The 18198-nt window shown below is 46.2% G+C and carries 10 protein-coding genes; 5 read left to right on the top strand and 5 right to left on the bottom strand.

Annotation, left to right across the window (positions count from 1 at the left end; all coding sequences use genetic code 11):
- The first annotated feature begins 69 nt into the window (after positions 1-69).
- The 3 genes from QUB33_RS16255 (at position 70) to QUB33_RS16245 (ending at position 3979) form a co-directional block, all read left to right on the top strand.
- Positions 70-987, top strand: coding sequence for a YihY/virulence factor BrkB family protein (locus QUB33_RS16255; protein WP_333351611.1), 918 nt, complete (start codon positions 70-72; stop codon positions 985-987).
- A gap of 565 nt (positions 988-1552) precedes the next feature.
- On the top strand, positions 1553-2818 hold the full coding sequence (locus tag QUB33_RS16250) for a glycosyltransferase family 1 protein (RefSeq protein ID WP_333351610.1): 1266 nt from the start codon (positions 1553-1555) through the stop codon (positions 2816-2818).
- A gap of 102 nt (positions 2819-2920) precedes the next feature.
- Positions 2921-3979 carry a glycoside hydrolase family 104 protein gene (locus QUB33_RS16245; RefSeq protein ID WP_333351609.1) on the top strand — a complete coding sequence of 353 codons (1059 nt, stop codon included), beginning with the start codon at positions 2921-2923 and terminating at the stop codon, positions 3977-3979.
- A gap of 116 nt (positions 3980-4095) precedes the next feature.
- Here QUB33_RS16245 and QUB33_RS16240 read toward each other — a convergent pair whose 3' ends face one another.
- The 3 genes from QUB33_RS16240 to QUB33_RS16230 all read right to left on the bottom strand — a co-directional run bounded on the left by QUB33_RS16240 (position 4096) and on the right by QUB33_RS16230 (position 7741).
- On the bottom strand, positions 4096-4812 hold the full coding sequence (locus tag QUB33_RS16240; RefSeq protein ID WP_333351608.1) for a DevA family ABC transporter ATP-binding protein: 717 nt from the start codon (positions 4810-4812) through the stop codon (positions 4096-4098).
- 252 nt (positions 4813-5064) lie between these two features.
- A complete protein-coding gene (devC, locus tag QUB33_RS16235; protein ID WP_333351607.1) occupies positions 5065-6249 on the bottom strand; it encodes an ABC transporter permease DevC in 1185 nt (394 codons plus the stop codon).
- 64 nt (positions 6250-6313) lie between these two features.
- Complete coding sequence (locus QUB33_RS16230) at positions 6314-7741, bottom strand: HlyD family efflux transporter periplasmic adaptor subunit (RefSeq protein WP_333351606.1); 1428 nt, start codon at positions 7739-7741, stop codon at positions 6314-6316.
- A 114-nt stretch (positions 7742-7855) separates the two neighbouring features.
- Between QUB33_RS16230 and QUB33_RS16225 the strand changes: the two genes are divergently transcribed.
- The gene (locus QUB33_RS16225; protein WP_333351605.1) at positions 7856-8464 is read left to right on the top strand and encodes a TetR/AcrR family transcriptional regulator; all 609 of its coding nucleotides are present in this window, start codon (positions 7856-7858) and stop codon (positions 8462-8464) included.
- 88 nt (positions 8465-8552) lie between these two features.
- On the opposite strand, the gene QUB33_RS16220 is transcribed toward QUB33_RS16225, so the two are convergent.
- Positions 8553-9713 carry a flagellar assembly protein H gene (locus tag QUB33_RS16220; protein WP_333351604.1) on the bottom strand — a complete coding sequence of 387 codons (1161 nt, stop codon included), beginning with the start codon at positions 9711-9713 and terminating at the stop codon, positions 8553-8555.
- Positions 9714-9724: 11 nt separating this feature from the next.
- Positions 9725-11080, bottom strand: a complete 1356-nt coding sequence (locus QUB33_RS16215; protein ID WP_333351603.1) for a mechanosensitive ion channel domain-containing protein — start codon at positions 11078-11080, stop codon at positions 9725-9727.
- A 1139-nt stretch (positions 11081-12219) separates the two neighbouring features.
- On the opposite strand from QUB33_RS16215, the gene QUB33_RS16210 reads away from it, so the two are divergent.
- Complete coding sequence (locus tag QUB33_RS16210; protein ID WP_333351602.1) at positions 12220-18198, top strand: PAS domain S-box protein; 5979 nt, start codon at positions 12220-12222, stop codon at positions 18196-18198.

Genomic DNA, 18198 nt, shown 5'->3' with positions numbered 1-18198 from the left:
TGGCCGAGGCTAAAAAACTCTTAACCTATTACAATCCCTGGGACGATAAGTATAAGGAAACCAAAGACCGTGAACTTAAAAACAGTCATATCGCTGCTCAAACAAACTTTTACTGAATGGCAAGAAGATAAAGCGCCAACCCTAGCCGCCGCCCTAGCCTATTACACAGTCTTCTCCCTCGCCCCGCTGCTAATTATCGTAATTGCGATCGTCGGTTTATTCTTTGGTGCAGAGGCAGCCCAAGGTCAAATCGTCGCCCAACTCCAAAGTTTAATCGGCAAAGATGGCGCCCAAACCGTCCAAGAACTAATCCTCAAAGCCTCCGAACCCAAATCGGGAATGATTGCTACTCTAGTCGGCATCGCTACACTTTTGTGGGGCGCTTCCAACGTGTTTACTAATCTCAAAGAAGCCCTCAATACTATTTGGAATGTTTCACCGCCCCCCGGACGCGGCATCTGGGGATTCCTCCAAGACCGCGTATTGTCTTTTGCAATGATTTTAGGCATAGGCTTTCTACTGCTAGTATCTTTAGTAATTAGCGCCATTTTAGCCGCCGTCAGCTATTGGTTGAACGACTGGCTGAAGTTGCCAGTCGGCATTTGGCAGATTGTGGACTTTGCTATCTCCTTTGGCGTAGTTACGCTGCTTTTTGCCTTAATTTACAAACTTTTGCCCGATGTCCATCTTGCCTGGAATGATGTTTGGATCGGCGCCGCCATCACCTCAGTATTGTTTACGATCGGCAAATCCATAATTGGAGTTTACCTCGGAGGTAGCGGTATCGCCTCTACCTACGGTGCTGCGGGATCGTTCGTGATTATCCTGCTTTGGATTAATTATTCCGCTCAAATTCTCTTCTTAGGTGCCGAGTTTACCCAAGTTTGGACTAATCGATACGGCTCCAGAATGCCCGGTTCGCGAAACAATATCCTCAACAGCGAAAACGGAGAATCCTCCGCACGCAAACCTCGGAAGAAATCTTAACATTAGACAAACGGGAAATTTGAGGTTAAACTCGCACTCCGGGTTTGACAGAATAAGCAAGAACGAAGAGGGAAAAAGGCAGAAGGTGCAAGGCGGATCGAAATAAAAACTTTGAATGCAATAACTTTGCTTTTTTTTCGCTTCCCCTGTAACATTCGGTCTTCGGGACGACCGACTTCTGCTTTCTCGAAAGCCCTACTTATTTATTCAGAGGGGTAAAATTCTACCTTCTGCTGACCTCGCATCTCTAGCAGCAAGCTAAAAGCAGGCTCTAGTTAGATATGGCTATAATGTGCGAGTTTGACACAGGCAAGAATACGGAAAATTCCCTTCACCCTCGTTTATTTCTATTTAGATTATCTAGAGTTTGAGCTGCTGCACGTCTCTGTCAGCAGAAGGAAGTCGCCTGTGAATTTTTGCCTGCAACTTATCCCTGAAGGATGATTTATCGATCCCGCATTTTCACTTTAATACAAATTAGCTAGAAGATTCCAGTGCCGGCGCAGCAGCCAAAATAGCACTTTTAATCTTCTCCTAAAATATTTTAAATTTTTGGTAAACAATCATGATTTCATTAACTAAAAAACGCATCGCTCTTATCTCCGTACACGGTGATCCCTCTGTGGAAATTGGCAAAGAAGAAGCGGGCGGGCAAAATGTTTACGTGCGTCAAGTAGGAGAATCTCTGGCGAAACAGGGGTGGCAAGTTGATATGTTCACCCGCTCATCCGATCGCCAACAAGCAAGAATTGTACAGCACAGTCCGAATTGCCGGACAATTCGGCTAGTAGCAGGACCACAAGAATTTATTCCCCGCGATGAACTCTACGGATATTTACCAATCTTTGTTCAAGAATTTCAGAAGTTTCAGTTAGAGTCAGGCTTTCAATATTCGTTAGTTCACACAAATTACTGGCTGTCTTCTTGGGTGGGAATGGAGTTGAAAAAATCGCAACCTCTGCTGCAAGTTCACACTTACCATTCTTTGGCAGCAATTAAATACAAGTCGGTTTCGACAATTCCGATGATTGCCAAAACCAGGCTGCAAGTAGAAAAAACACTTTTGGAAACAGCCGATCGCGTGGTGGCTACCAGCCCTCAAGAAAAAGAACACATGAGGTCTCTGGTTTCCTCAAAAGGCAATATTGACATCATTTCCTGCGGTACCGACATTGAACGGTTCGGCTCGATAGCCCGATCGACGGCCCGCCGCTACTTGGGCATAGCCCCCGAAACCAAAGTCGTGTTGTACGTCGGCCGTTTCGACCCCCGCAAGGGCATCGAAACCTTAGTCCGCGCCGTCAGCCGGTCGGCAGTGCCCAAAGCCGATTTAAAACTTATAATTGGCGGCGGTTGGCGTGCGGGGGAAAGCGACGGTAAAGAGCGCGATCGTATCGGCAGCATCGTTGAAGAACTCGGCCTGACCGACATTACCAGTTTTCCCGGCGCCTTGAACAGAGACATTCTCCCCGCCTACTACGCCGCGGCCGATGTGTGCGTCATTCCCAGCCATTACGAACCCTTTGGTTTAGTCGCCATTGAAGCGATGGCCTGCGGCACGCCGGTAATCGCCTCCGACGTGGGAGGGCTGAAATATACTGTAGTGCCGCAAGAAACAGGTTTGCTCGCGCCGCCGAAAAATGAAGCAGTCTTTGCCGATGCGATCGATCGCTTGTTAGCGGACTCAGTATGGCGCCAGCAACTCGGACACACAGGCCGCCAGCGCGTCGAAACCCATTTCAGTTGGAACGGTATCGCCTCCCAACTGGGTCAACTTTACACTCAACTGCTCGAACAATCGGCTCTTGAGCTTGACCCCGTGAGCGCTTAGTAGTATCACTTAGTATAGTTGAAGCCAGTTTCCCTCGATCCCTGTTTCACTCATCCGTTCTAACTGGGAACCTTCAACTATAAGTGATATCAGGAGGTACTCTTGTACGCGCCAGAACATCTGGGAAGCCATCTGCAACCCATTTCAGACATCGAGCTAATTCGCCTGTGGGTGGAGGGCAAATCCCCCCGCAGCAAGCGCTTTAGCTGGCAGGCGGCCCACCGTTTTCGGCTGTTTGTAGAAAAACCGCTGGCAGAAGTGACTCTGACAGATGTCGAGACTTTCGCAGCAGCAATGAGAGCTCGGAAACTTGCAGCGGGTTTCTACAACCAAACCTTGCTAGCGCTGAAATCGCTGTTCGCCTTCGGCCAGCAAACGGGAATCTTGCCCGCAGCCCTCCCTCTGCACGGGTGGCCGGTGCGGCCACGCAGGCAACTGTCCAAACGCCTCCGTTTTAGAATCTCTTGGACTTTGTTAATCTGTTTCTGCTTTTTTTTGGGTCGAATGACGCCGAGGCTCCTGTGGGCACAATCGGTCTCGCCAGAAAGCTCGCGCGCCCCGAAACGCCTGCCGGAAGTTGTGGCGATCGACTCACCAGACAAAGGAGAGGATAACATCGAGCGCGATCGATCGCCCGAAACTGCAACCCTGAATTCACCAGAGCCCATACAGGATAACAGACTCGATAGCATCGGCCCGGAACGTCGAGTGAAAGCCTTTCTCGACACGATTGCCGCCGCCGAAGGAACCGCTAGCCCCGACGGCTACCGCATCCAGTACACCGGCACGAAATTTGTCAGCTTTCAAGATCATCCCAGGGAAATGAGGTGCGGCCGCCGCTATGGCAAAAAACTCTGTTCCGACGCAGCGGGGCGATATCAGTTTCTGAGTACAACTTGGGACAGGTTTGCCAAAAAATTTAGCGTCCGCGATTTCAGCCCCGAAAATCAAGATTTGATGGCTATAGAGTTAATCCGAGAAAAAGGTGCATTAGAAGATATAGAAGCGGGTCGATTGGAGCCAGCAGTAAGAAAACTCGCTTACATCTGGCCTTCTTTTCGCCGTTATGGCGGTACTGTGGAATCCTCGATGCCCAAACTCGAAGCAATGTACCTGCAAAATTTGGGGATTTACCGGCAAGGATTAGTTGTTAGCAATTAGTGAATAGTCCCAGGACGAGTTTAGATTGGGGTTTGGCAATTTTGGATTAAATTTTGACATCCAAAATTGAAAATGGGGCAGTTATGGGTGATGTCTATTCTTCGGAAATTCAAAAATTAGGCTAATTTTCCATCTTCCATGTGAACGATGCGATCGGCAATATCCAAAATTCGGTTATCGTGGGTTACTAACAAAATAGTACAACCCTGTTCTTTGGCTAGTTGCTGCATCAAATTCACCACTTCGCGACCGGATTTGCTGTCCAGGGCGGCTGTTGGTTCGTCAGCTAAAACAATTTGCGGTTGGCTGACCAAAGCGCGGGCGATCGCAACTCTTTGTTTCTGTCCGCCTGACAAATCATCTGGATAATAGTTAATTCGCTCTTCCAGTCCTACTAACTCTAGCATTTTTGCAGAGCGATCGCGCATTTGAGAACGCGACAAATTCCCGTGAACCTCCAAACCCATTTGCACGTTTTGCAGCGCCGTCAAACTGCGGTGTAAATTGTGCGCCTGAAAAATATAGCCTATTTTGCGCCGCGCCTTTACCAATACGTCTGAACTAGCTTTGCACATTTCTTGATCGAGAATTTTGAGACTTCCCGATTGACCGGATCTCAGTCCGCCAATCAAAGTTAAAAGCGTAGTTTTTCCCGAACCGGAAGGCCCCGTCATCAGCACGATTTCACCTGCTTTAATTTCGAGATTAATGTCAAAAAGTACCTGTTTTCGCAGTTGGCCTTGACCGAAGTAGTGGTCTAGTTGGTGCGCGGAAACTACAGGTGCAGGAATCTGTAATGCGTTGGTTGTTGGGTAGAGAGTAGTAGAATTCATATTTTATTGATTTGAGGTTTTAGATTTAAGAATAAACCGCTTGTGTTACAGAGAATGCAGAGATAAAAAGAACAGAAGGATGACAAAAAATATGTTTATACTCAGGAATGTCTACCAAATCTGGCTTTAATACGCCCTTTATTCTTTAGTCCGCAGAGGCTGACTTCGTTTGTGTAGAATTGATATCAACAGCACAGTCTTATAAATGGTTTGCTAACCAGGATTTAGTGTCCTTTAGACTTTTTTATTCATTTAAAACATATCTGCTGGATCGGCTGCTTGCAGTTTTCGAGTGGCAATTGCTCCCGAAATAGTGCACATAATCACGTTCAAAAGTAATACTATAACTGCTCTAAGCAGCGTCATATAAAGGGGTAAATTTGTAGCTTGGCGAGTTAAAGAGTAGAGTCCGAAAGAGACTCCTACTCCCGGCAAAAAACCGAGGACGGAAAGAATTAGAGCTTCTTCAAAAACGATGCCGAGTAAATAAACATTGCGGTAGCCCATCGCTTTGAAAGTAGCGTATTCTCCCATGTGGTCGCTGACATCTGTTGAGAGAACTTGATAAACAATAATCACCCCAACTACAAAACCCATCGCTACGCCTAAATTAAACACAAAGCCGATCGCAGTATTCTTAGCCCAATAGCTTTTCTCAAAATCGATAAATTCTTCTTTTGTTAGTACCTTGACATCCGGCGGTAAATATGCTTTTAAAACTTGTTGAACTTCCACGGGGTCAGCACCCGGTTGCAGTTGAATTAATCCGGCATTAACACTCGCGGCGTTTTGTCTGGGAAACAGGCGCAGGTAATTTTGATCGCTAGTCATCAAAATACCGTCGGCGGCAAAAGATGCTCCAACTGTGAATAAACCGCTGACGTTAATCGTGCGCCGCTCTACCTCAGCTTTAACTGCTTTTCCTTCAGCGATTTGTGCGATCGTCCCTTGGTAGTCTCCCCTAGAAGCTCGATCGAACAACACAGTATCCGGCAATTTAATCGCGCTCAAATTTTGGTTAACTTCTGGAAGCGCAAACGCAGGGCGATCGGGATTGAAACCCACCACCATCAGCGACGTTTCGCGCCGAGTTTCGGGATTTTTCCAGTTAGCAATTTTCACGTAAAGTGGCTCGGCTGATTTCACGCCCGGTACGTTCATTGCTTGATACAATCTGCGCCTGGGGAAGGAAGACAAATTAATCAAATTTCGCGCTTGGGGGTGAATCAAAACTAAGTCTGTTTCCAAGCTTTGGTGCAGCCGGGTATTGCTGGTGTAAAGCGCATTTTGAAAGCCCAACTGCATGAACATCAAAACGTCAGCAAAAGCAATTCCTGCTACTGCAACGAGCATTCGCCCTTTGTCGTGACTCAGTTGCAGCCATCCGAGGGAAGTTCTGCGTCTTAATTGTTGTAAGGGTTTTATGAGTCCAAGCATAGGATTTTAGATTTTAGATTTTGGATTTTGAATTGAAGAAAGCGACCCTGCGGTTTAAGGCTTATTAATCTTTAATTTCCCCGATCGCGACCTTGACTTGCAAATTGGTTAATCCCGCTACTTTCTGGCTGGAAGCTTCATCTAAGCGCACTTTTACTTCCACAATTCGACTATCAATATTCGCAGAAGGATCGGTGTTAACAATGTTTTGCCGCTGTACTTGCAAACCAATATGTTCGACAGTTCCCCGCAATTCGCCGGTCAAAGCATCGCTAGTAATTTTGGCGGTTTGTCCGAGGCGTACTTTGTCCACATCGCTTTCGTAGATTTCCGCAACAGCCAGCATCTCGCGAGTTTGTCCGAGTTCGACAATGCCGTCGTTTCCCACCCTTTCCCCCGGATGCGTGTGAATTTTCAGGACTTGGGCGTCTCTGGGAGCACGGATGTAAGCTAGATCCAGATTGGCTTTGGCTTGTTTGGCTGCTGAAGCGGCGGAACTGACTTCGGCGGCGGCTGCTGCTATGTCAACGGGACGCACTTCGGCGATGCGATCGAGACTTGCTTTGGCTTCGTCGATTTGCTGGTGTCGAGATTGCTCAACTTGGCTGAGTTTGGCTTGCGCTTCGTTAATCTGCTGCTGGCGGGATTGTTGAATTTGATTTAGTTTGGCTTGGGCTTCGTTAATTTGTTGTTGGCGGGATTGGCGAATTTGATTCAGTTTTGCCTTTCCTTCGTTGATTTGCTGTTGGGCTGTTTCGGCGGCGAGGCTTTTGCTGTCGCTAGTTGAAGCGGAAATTGCTCCCTGTTCATACAGTTGGGAGTAGCGCTGATCCTCGCTTCTGGCGTTGCGGAGTTCGGCTTGTAGACGGGCAATTGTGGCTTGTTGGGTTTGAATTTCACCTTGTTGTTCGGCCCGGATGCGGGCAATTGTGGCTTGTTGCGCTGCAATTTCGGTGCTGCGATCGATTTCGAGACGGGCAACGATCGCCTGTTGCGCTGTGATTTCGTTGCTGCGATCGGCTTGTAACCGGGCAATGGTGGCTTTCTGCGCTTGGATTTCGCCGTTTTTGGCTCCAGCTTTGACTTTTGCTAGGTTTGCCTCGGCGACGCGCACCTGTTCTTGAGCTTGGTCAAGGGCGGCTTGCAGGCGATCGCGGCTGTCCAAAATTGCGATCGCCTGGCCTGTTTTCACCCTGTCTCCCTCTTTTACCAAAAGTCGCTCGATCCGGTTTCCTTCCGTCGCACCGGAGGCGGAGACTTTAATTACTTCTCCTCTGGGTTCCAGTCGCCCCAAGGCTGTCACTGTGGTTAATTGGGATGCTGCGACTGCTGCTGCTGCGGCTACTGCGTTGGGATCGGGTATGCGCGATCGCCAGATCGTGTAGCCTGTGGTTCCCCCTGCGGCCAGGGTTGCTACTGCTGCCACAACTAGGAGTTGTTTAACTAGGGATGGAGTTGAGGATAAGCCGTCGGCTGTTGGTTGGTGTACCATGACATACCTCTTTTTGAGCAATAAAACTAAACCGTTTAGTTCTGATATGTTTTAATACTAAACCGTTCAGTATAATGATGTCAAGATCCCAAATAAAAATTACAGAAGCAAGGTATGGCAAGGACAAAACCGATCGAACCAGACGCAGCAACAAGTGACAAAACCGAGCAAATCCTGCAAGGTGCGATGCAAGAATTTTTAACCCACGGCTACGCGGGCACAAGTATGGACAAGGTAGCGAAGACGGGGGGAGTTTCCAAAGCCACGGTTTACAGCTATTTTGCAGATAAAGAAGGATTATTCGTGGCCTTGGTACAGCGGCTGGCGCAAAAAAAAGTCCATTTTACAGTTCTGGATGAAGAACCCGCCGTAGCGCTGCGATTCGTTGCCACAACTCTATTAGAGCAGGTGACTCAGGAACCTGAATTTCTCAATTTTGTGAGGTTAGTGATTGCGGAGTCGGGGCGTTTTCCCCAGCTAGCGCAGACTTTTGTGAAAAACTTAGCTAAACCGGGTATCGAGCGGCTTACTCAATATTTTGCATCGCATCCAGAGTTAAAATTGCCCGATCCGGAGGCAACGGCGCGGATTTTTATTGGATCGCTGGTATATTTTCAGTTAACGCAGCATATGATGCACGGCAAAGATATTATCCCAATGGAGCGCGATCGACTGATCGACGGTCTGCTGCACTTGATTTTATCCCCGCAGTCCAATTCCTAAGTGCGATCGACAGAATCTAGGAATCTTATTTGATAATTATTTATATGCCATAAAGAGCGAGATCCCTTTATGGCTGCGATCGCAGGTTCTATTCAGGTGTTTTTCCTAACCTGTCCCTCAATTCCTCCGCCGATAACTCCGGCAGTTGTTCTACAAACAATGTCAATTCTGCCACAGGCAATGCCAATAAATTAGTAACGGCTGTAGACAGAAGATCGCCCAATTCAGGCGATCGTATTTGCAACGCACTTTCAGCTAACAATTTAACCGCTGCTTCCCGCCCAGATTCATCGACGGTCAGCATCGAGATTGCCAGCAACAGCACTGTAAACTCCGCCGCCGCCAACTTGGATATTGGAGATAGAAAAGCAGTCATTTTGGGGCTTAATTCTCCAAATCTGACTTGCAGAAAGTTTTCTAAAATTAAGCGCTGTTGTTCTTGTCTGCCTCGTTCTAGCCCTTGTTCTAGCCCTTGTTCTAGTCCCCGTTCTAGTCCTTCTTCTAGTCCCTGTTCTAGCCCTTCTTCTCTAGCTTGTTGCTGTGCTGCTTGTATTTGTTGTTGAAAAAGTGGTGCAATGGCCATAATTAACTCCCGCTCTTCTGGCTCTAATTCTTGTGGCGCATCGGTTACTAAATTTGACTGTAACCGATACAGCAATTCTAGCGCGATAATCCGCAACGGATCGTCGGCAGCTAAAGCGCTTAATTGGGAAATAGCCCTTTGCTGCACTCCCCCTTTGCCCAAAATCCTCAACCACAGGGTGGCTGGAGTTTCTGGCAACTGGTGAATCGCCACAATTGCAGTCCGCAAAGATTCCCCCAAAAAATAGATTCCCTGTATCCAATTCTCTGTGTCTGGTATCGCATTAAAGCTATCTACCAATGCTTTCGATGCTGTGGGCATCAAAATCCAAAGTTTGGGTAACTGAGCATCATCATAGCGAGTATTTTCTCTCCTAAATTTTCGCTCCAATTCACCTCGCACGTCCAATAACTTGCCCAGACAGCTACAAATTTCGCTGACGTTTGCCGGATTGCGAAACGGTTCAAAAATTGCAGTTGTGTTTGCCATTTTCCCCAACAATCCCAGGGTTTCTGAGTATTCGGGAATTGCGGTGCTGGGAGTGAAATAAACATCGATTTCTCGAACTTCGGAACTCACATCGCGGCCGATATTAACCGTTCCGATCGGCGAAAGCAATTCCTCCAGGTATTCTTTGGCAAAAAGGTCATGAATAAATCGCGTCATAAGAAATTATTTCAAACACTAAATAGATTTTTTAGCCTTTTTCTCACCCATTCAACAGGATTTTCCTCCTCTTCTGCTGCATCTACTAATTCCATTTCTCGCAATAATTGCTGTCTTTCGCTTAGTTCTTCTTTGTGTTTGACTATTTCTTTAATAATCTGTTCCGATAAATCAGGTCGTTCCGTTAAAACTTTTTGGAAACCTTCTTTATTTATAGCAAACAAAATTGTTTCTTCCAAAGCTCTCACTGAAGCAGTTCTGGGGATTCCCAACATCAAAGAAAGTTCCCCAAAAAACTGACCCGTACTCAGGTTATTCAGGTGTTTGTCAATAGCTTCTACAAAAACTTCTACTGAACCTGAAAGAATCATGTAAAAAGCATCTCCTGGGTCGTTTTCATGAAACAAATATTCTTGCGGTCGCAGCCGTTTGCGGTATCCAACTTCAATCAATTGCCGCAATTCAAGATCCGTCAGATTTTCAAAGTATTCTACCTCTCGCAGCAAACAGCTAAGGGACGATAGCTTTTTCATTTCGTCTCCCAAAATAGGCATCTTTTGCTTTTTTTCAGAGGAAGTCTTCCTAATGTCAATTGCAGTTTCTTTTTGGTTGAACATTGACAACAAAACTTCGGGATTTCGCAAATAAATTTCTCTGTTATTGAAGGGGAACTCAATTTTATGCTGGCGGAAATTGTATTCAATGGCAAAATTCAAAGAACTTTTAATTACTTCTCTTTCAATCGGCCTATCCGTCCAAACTAAAAGTTCAAATTTAAAACTATCATCACCAAACTCGACAAACAATACTTTCGGAGTCGGTTCGTATAAAACTCCCGCTTCCGCGTAAGCAATATTTAACAAAGTTTCTGTCACTAACAGCGGGTTACTATTCTCCGCTACTTCTACGGGAACTCGCAGACAGAGTAGGGAGTTTTCGTAACTCCAGTTAACAATTTTGTTGCTAATCATGTTGCTGTTGGGAACTATGACGCTGGAGTCCTCAGTAGTTTGGAGGATGGTCGATCGAATCGATATTTTTTTGACGATTCCCATTAATCCTTCTAATTCCACGAAGTCTCCGACTTTCACGGGTCTGTCTAAAAGCAGCGTTAAGCCGCTGACAAAATTAGTTGTTAAATCTTGGATGCCAAAGCCAATTCCGACTCCCAGCCCCCCCGCAACTACTGCAAAAGAAGCGAGGTTGAAGCCGATGCTTTGGATGGCGACTATCACCCCCAAAGCTACTATTAAATACCCAATAATAACTGCGATAGCTTCCCGGTTCCCCTCGTCAATTCCCAGTTTGACAAGCAAGTTTTCCTTAAGAAAGTTCGTAAAAGAGCGTGCTATGACAAGGATAGCCATGAACAATACAATCAGTTCCCCAAGTGACTGCAGCGATACAGGGTTTTCACCTATTTTAAATAGGGTCGCTGTAAAAACTTGGGTAATTTTAAGCAATAATTCTTCGGGTATTGTATTCAAGTTAAATCCAGAAAGTAATGTTTTTTTTAAGTTGTTAAGCAGATGGGAGTAAGGAATTAAATTTTTACTTCTTCGTCTAAAACCTCATGCAGACAGTCGTTATTACGAAAAATTAATGGTTTTTTACGATCGTAAAAAACTTAATTTTTTACATAAATATGTCGTTATTCAGACTAAGCCGTTATCCGTATTGCCAATTTCTCGGATATTCGGATATATTGTCTTCCCCGGCCTGCGGTTAGTGTGCCACTTTTTCGCACTAGCGGAATCATCTATTATTCAGGCGAACCCTCTACTAACTTTAGTCAACGTTAACACTCTGGGATTTTATCATACTTTCCGCTGATTTATTGTTGAGGTTCCGTTATAAACTTAAGCAGGAATTATTCAATGACTATTTAAGTGGACAACTCAAATATCCTAGTATTACAATGAGTTTAACTGGTAGGAGAGATATTGCTATCACTGTGCCAGTTGCGTCTCTATTCTGTATATCTAAGAATATCTAAATGAAAATTTAACGGATCTAGCTAAAATTGAGAATGTTCCCAGAATACTTGGCATTCTAGCGACATTGCAGACACATTAAAACTTAATTGCATTTGTCAATCAGTAAAATTACTGAAAATACTGCTTGTTGAGGAGTGGAAAATTCGCGATTTGGGGGTGACAGGGCATAAATAGGGCGATCGCCGTGATTCCTCGATCGCCCAAATCTAAGTTCTCCACCCAAAACCTGAGTAAATGCTGAGCATAATTGCTGATTAACCAATGCTTCCTTAGCTTAAGTTGTCACCAATGTTCTACCGATAGGATTTATGAGCAATAGAACTGCTTGACGATACATCCGAAGAATTAGCGGAAATAGTGTTGCAAGGGATACATATATCGTAGATTGAAAGCCTAATGGTCGCGCTACTGAACGTTTTCTTCAGTACCCAAATAGGAGAAAACGAAAACCTTGCAACTGCCCCATTGGACAGAAGTTCTAGAATAAAAGCTGAAATGCACGATCCAACATGAGCAAATTCCCACCAGATAAAACCCAACCGCCACAGCAAGAGAGCACAACAGCACAGGTATTGCGACAGGCTCACTTCGACGCTTTTTTTGCAGGTGCTAACGCCGGAATGCTGATTTTTGACCGCCAACTCCGGTACGTCCAAATTAACGAAGTTCTGGCTCAGATGAATGGCGTTTGTGTGGCAGACCATATTGGTAGGTCAGTGCGTGAAGTGCTGCCTGAATTGGCTTCGACTCTGGAACCAATGCTGCAAGGCATTCTGGATACAGCCAAGCCCATTCTCGACTATGAATTAGTGGGTGAAACGCCGAAAGAACCAGGAATCGTACGCTACTGGCAAGGATCTTACTATCCTTTGCTGGATGAAAATGGCATGGTTTTTGGTCTTGGTGGGATTGTGATTGAAATTAGCGATCGCAAGCGGGCCGAACAAAAGCAGGCACGACTGACGGCAATTTTGGAAGCAACTTCCGACTTAGTAGGAGTTTGTGATGCGACTGGGCATAGCGTCTATCTCAACAAAGCCGGACAGGAAATGCTGGGGATGTCCCCAGAGGAAGCACGATCGCCATTTACTATAGATTCTGTATTAGCTCCCTCGGCAAAAGCAAAATTCCACAACGATATAATTCCCACCGCCTTGCGAGAGGGTAGTTGGGCTGGTGAAATCCTATTTTTGTCACGCGATGGGGAAGAAATTCCAGTCTCCCAGGTTTTGATCGTTCACAAAACGGAAGCGGGGGAAGCCGAGTTTATCTCCACTATTGTGCGGGACATTCGCGATCGCAAAAAAGCAGAGGAAGAACGGCAATTGCTCGCTACCACGATCGAGAATAGCCGTGACTTTATTGGCGTTGCCTCAATGGATGGTCGCCCTATACTCGTGAATCAGGCTGGTCTGGATTTGGTGGGACTAAGTAGTTTGGAGGAAGCCAGAACCAAACACATTACCGACTTCTTCATGTCAGAAGATCTGGACTTTGTACAGCAGTCTATTATGCCTGCAGTAATGCAAGAGGGAAGTTGCCGGAGTGATTTTCGCTTCAGACATTTCCAGACCGGTCAACCCATCCTGGTAGATTACACCCTATTTCTGATTAAACATCCAGAGACTAATGAACCCGTAGGAATTGCCACTATTACGCGGGATATTCGCGATCGCAAAAACGCAGAAGATGTCCTGAAACAAAGTGAAGAAAGATTTCGTTATTTAACCGAAGCCAGCGCTCAAATTATTTGGATCTGCAATGCCGACGGCGAAATGGCGATCGAGCAACCTACTTGGAGTGCATTTACAGGACAGACATTTGATGATTACAAGGGAAGGGGTGGGAGCAACGCTATCCATCCAGACGATCGCTCGTCTATTGCCACTGCCTGGTTAACTGCTGTTGCCAATCGATCGTTTTATGAATCTGAATTCCGTATGCGTCGCTATGACGGGGAATATCGCTACATGAGTTGTCGTGGTGTACCAATTCTGAACGGGGATGGTTCAATTCGAGAATGGGTTGGGGCTATTACAGATATTACCGATCGCAAACAAGCTGAAGAAGCTCTGCGCGAACAGCAAGCTGCGCTGCGCGATCGCAACGTTTTGCTGAGTTCTATTTTGGAAAGTACGCCAGACATAATTGTTGTTAAAGATCGGGAAGGCCGATATGTTGCCCTTAATTCCGACGTGGCAAAATCCTTTTACGGTAAAACCATTGAGGAGATCCTGGGTAAAGATGATTCGGAACTCCTTCCCCCGGAGGCCGCCGTTGCAATAATGGCAAAAGACCGCGAGATCATGGAAGCAGGCACTACTGAAAGCTACGAAGAAGATGTTTCTAATGGTAAGGAGAGCATTTCTTTTTTAACCACAAAAGCCCCTTGGCGGGACGCTCAGGGCAATATTATCGGCCTTATCGCCATAGCACGAAACATTGGCGATCGCAAACAAATGGAAGCAGAGTTGCGCGATCGCAATGCACTGCTAAACTCTATTTTGGAAAGTACACCCGACTTCATTCTCGTTAAAGACCGGGAAGGGCGTTATGTGGCCCTTAACTCCAATTTGGCAAACTTCTTTGGCAAGCCAATTAAAGAAGTCATCGGCAAAAATGATTTGGAAATACTGCCGCCTGACATTGGCCGTGAAGTTATGGCAAAAGATCGCCACATCATGGCAGCCGGAATCATTGACACTTACGAGGAAGATATCTCTTCTCATTCTGAAACCACTAGAACCTTTTTCACTACCAAGGCTCCTTGGCGGGATAATCAGGGCAATATTTTGGGCATCATCGGCATAACACGAGATATTACCGATCGCAAAAAAGTCGAGGAAACACTCCGTCAAACCCTAGAAATAATGGACTTAGCCAGCGATGCTATCATTATTCGGGATATGGATGACCGCATCATCTACTGGAACCAAGGTGCAGAAAAGCTCTATGGTTGGACAAAAGCGGAAGTAGTCGGGGAGTACATTCACACCTTCTTAGAAACCGTCTTCCCTACACCGTTAGAAACCGTATTGGCAGAGTTTTTCCAGCACGGAAGTTGGGAAGGAGAACTGCACCACACTACCCGTGACGATCGGCATATTATTGTGGCGAGTCGCTGGACATTACAGCGCGATGGGGAAGGCAAGCCTTGTGCCCAACTCGAAATTAATAATGACATTAGCGATCGCAAACAAGCCGAAGATGCTATCAAACAAAGCGAAGGACGCTATCGTTCGTTAATCGCTGCTACGTCCCAACTTGTCTGGACAGCGGATGCTGAAGGAAGATGCGTGGATCAACCGGGTTGGAGAGCTTACACCGGACAAACCCAAGCTGAGATGGCTGATGGTTTTGGCTGGTTAGATGCAATTCACCCGGACGATCGCGAACGAACGACTCAGGTGTGGATGGAATCTGTACAAACGAAAACCCTGTATGACGTACAATATCGAATCCGAGGAGCGGATGGAAACTATCGTTATTTTCAACTTAGAGGGGTACCAATTCTGGATGAAGATGGCAGCCTCCAGGAGTGGATTGGCACTTGTACCGATATCCACGATCGCAAACAAGCGGAAGATGCTCTAAAACAAAGCGAAGAACGTTATCGATCGCTAATAGTTGCCACATCCCAAATTGCCTGGGCAACGGATGCTGAAGGAAGAGCCCCGGATCTACCGAGTTGGAGAACTTACACCGGACAAACCGTAGACGAAGTGGTTGGCTTGGGCTGGTTAGATGCAATTCACCCGGACGATCGGGAACGAACGGCTCAGGTGTGGATGGAAGCAGTGCAAACGAAAACGCTGTTTGACATAGAATATCGAATCCGGGGAGCGGATGGAAACTATCGTTATTTTCAAGTTAGAGGGGTGCCAATTCTGAATGAAGATGGCAGCATCCGGGAGAGGATTGGCACTTGTAGCGATATCCACGATCGCAAACTTGCCGAAGAGGCTATCAAACAAAGCGAAGAACGCTATCGATCGCTAATAGTTGCCACATCCCAAATTGCCTGGGCAACGGATGCTGAAGGAAGAGCCCCGGATCTACCGAGTTGGAGAACTTACACCGGACAAACCGTAGACGAAGTGGTTGGCTTGGGCTGGTTAGATGCAATTCACCCGGACGATCGGGAACGAACGGCTCAGGTGTGGATGGAAGCAGTGCAAACGAAAACGTTCTTTGACATAGAATATCGAATCCGGGGAGCGGATGGAAACTATCGTTATTTTCAAGTTAGAGGGGTGCCAATTCTGAATGAAGATGGCAGCATCCGAGAGTGGGTTGGCACTTGCAGCGATATCCATGATCGCAAACAAGCGGAAGATGTTATCAAACAAAGCGAAGAACGCTATCGATCGCTAACCCTTGCCATCTCCCAAATTGTCTGGACAACCGATCCTGAAGGAAGATGCCAGGATTCACCGAGTATGAGAGCTTACACCGGACAAACGGAAGCTGAGGTGGTTGGTTTTGGCTGGTTAGATAAAATCCACCCCGACGATCGCGAACCAACAGTTCAGGTGTGGATGGAAGCAGTGCAAACGAGAAGCCTGTTTGACATACAGTATCGAATGTGTGGAGCGGATGGAAACTATCGTTATTTCCAAGCTAGAGGGGTGCCAATTCTGAATGAAGATGGCAGCATCCGGGAGTGGATTGGCACTTGCATCGATATCCACGATCGCAAACAAGCCGAAGATGCTATCAAACAAAGCGAAGAACGCTATCGATCGCTAATCACTGCTACGTCCCAAATAGTCTGGAGATTGGATGATAAAGGAGCAAGCCCAGATCTACCGAGTTGGAGAGCTTACACCGGACAAACCGAAGCTGAGATGGTTGATGGGGGCTGGTTAGATGCAATTCACCCAGACGATCGCGAACGAATGACTCAGGCGTGGATGGAAGCAGTGCAAACGAAAAGTCGGTATGAGATAGAATATCAACTCCGCTCTGCAAATGGAAACTATCGTTATTTTCAAGTTAGAGGGGTACCACTTCTAAATGAAGATGGCAGCCTCCGGGAGTGGATTGGCACTCTTACCGATATCCACGATCGCAAAGAAACAGAAATCGTACAGACAAAAGCCAGGGAAGCTGCAGAAGCAGCTAGTCGGGCCAAAAGTGAGTTCCTTGCTAACATGAGCCATGAATTGCGGACTCCGCTTAATGGCATCATGGGATACGCGCAGATTCTTCAGCGTTCCAAAGTCTTGAATGAAGAAGAGCGATCGCGCATTGATGTCATTTATCAGTGCGGTTCGCATTTACTGACGTTAATCAATGATATTCTCGATTTGTCGAAGATTGAAGCACAAAAAGTGGAACTAATGCCCACGGATTTTCATTTCCCGGCGTTCCTGCAAGGTGTAGCAGAGATGTGTCGCATCCGAGCTGAAATTAAGGGAATTCACTTCCATTTTCCATCAAGTCCCGAACTCCCGATCGGTATTCGTGCGGATGAAAAACGGTTGCGACAAGTGTTATTTAATCTTTTAAGCAACGCTATTAAATTTACGGATGAGGGCAGTGTCACTTTTATCGTCAGTTTTGCCACAGAAGGAAAAATTCGCTTTGAAATACGCGATACAGGTACCGGCATTGCACAAGATCAACTCCAAGCTATCTTTCAGCCCTTCGAGCAGGTAGGAGATCGTAGACGGCAGACGGAGGGCACCGGATTGGGACTGGCAATTAGCCAAAGGATTGTAGAATTAATGGGCAGTAGCATTCAGGTTCAAAGTGAGATGAATGTTGGCAGTATTTTCTGGTTCGATGTTAGTCTGCCTCAAGCCGATGAATGGGTGAAAACGTCTCAAATCGACCAACACGGGCAGATTATCGGCATCAAAGACCGCCAACCTAAGATTGTGGTTATTGATGACAAATGGGCTAACCGTTCGGTAATTAACAATTTGCTCAGTCCGATCGGCTTTGATGTGTTTGAAGCGAACGATGGGCTTGAAGGCTGGGAAAAAATTATAGAGGTGCAGCCAGATTTAATTGTTACCGACCTATTAATGCCCGAACTAGATGGCTTCGAGGTGATTAAGCGGGTTCGAGAATCGGAAAATTTCAAAGACACCGTGATTATTGTCTCTTCGGCCAGCGTATTTGAAACCGATCAATACAGAAGTTTAGAAGCAGGAGGTAATGCCTTTATTCCCAAACCTATTCAGGCAACTGAACTCCTGCAAAAATTACAACAGTATCTTGATTTGGAATGGGTTTATGAAGCTAATGAAGCTCCACTGGCGATCGCCTCAGACACCGATGAGCTAATTGCCCCGCCTGCTACAGAAATGGAAATGCTATATGAGCTGGCTATGAAAGGAAATTTTCTAGAAATAGTTAAGCAGGCGGTCTTACTTGAAGAAATAGATCCAAAATACATTCCCTTTGCTAAAAGATTGCATCAGATGGCAAAGGACTTTCAAGACGAAGAGATTTTAACATTTATTCAATCCTACAAGTAA

It is taken from the genome of Microcoleus sp. B3-A4 (assembly GCF_036705385.1).
Taxonomy (GTDB): domain Bacteria; phylum Cyanobacteriota; class Cyanobacteriia; order Cyanobacteriales; family Microcoleaceae; genus Microcoleus.
Note: the sequence above shows the minus strand (reverse complement) of the source record. Positions and strands in the feature narration are given on the sequence as shown.

Excerpts from the sequence above, each read along its gene's own strand:
- QUB33_RS16250 (WP_333351610.1), top strand. The coding sequence starts at position 1,553 with ATGATTTCATTAACTAAAAAACGCATCGCTCTTATCTCCGTACACGGT.
- QUB33_RS16240 (WP_333351608.1), bottom strand. The coding sequence starts at position 4,812 with ATGAATTCTACTACTCTCTACCCAACAACCAACGCATTACAGATTCCT.
- devC (WP_333351607.1), bottom strand. The coding sequence starts at position 6,249 with ATGCTTGGACTCATAAAACCCTTACAACAATTAAGACGCAGAACTTCC.
- QUB33_RS16230 (WP_333351606.1), bottom strand. The coding sequence starts at position 7,741 with ATGGTACACCAACCAACAGCCGACGGCTTATCCTCAACTCCATCCCTA.
- QUB33_RS16225 (WP_333351605.1), top strand. The coding sequence starts at position 7,856 with ATGGCAAGGACAAAACCGATCGAACCAGACGCAGCAACAAGTGACAAA.
- QUB33_RS16220 (WP_333351604.1), bottom strand. The coding sequence starts at position 9,713 with ATGACGCGATTTATTCATGACCTTTTTGCCAAAGAATACCTGGAGGAA.
- QUB33_RS16215 (WP_333351603.1), bottom strand. The coding sequence starts at position 11,080 with ATGGCTATCCTTGTCATAGCACGCTCTTTTACGAACTTTCTTAAGGAA.
- QUB33_RS16210 (WP_333351602.1), top strand. The coding sequence starts at position 12,220 with ATGAGCAAATTCCCACCAGATAAAACCCAACCGCCACAGCAAGAGAGC.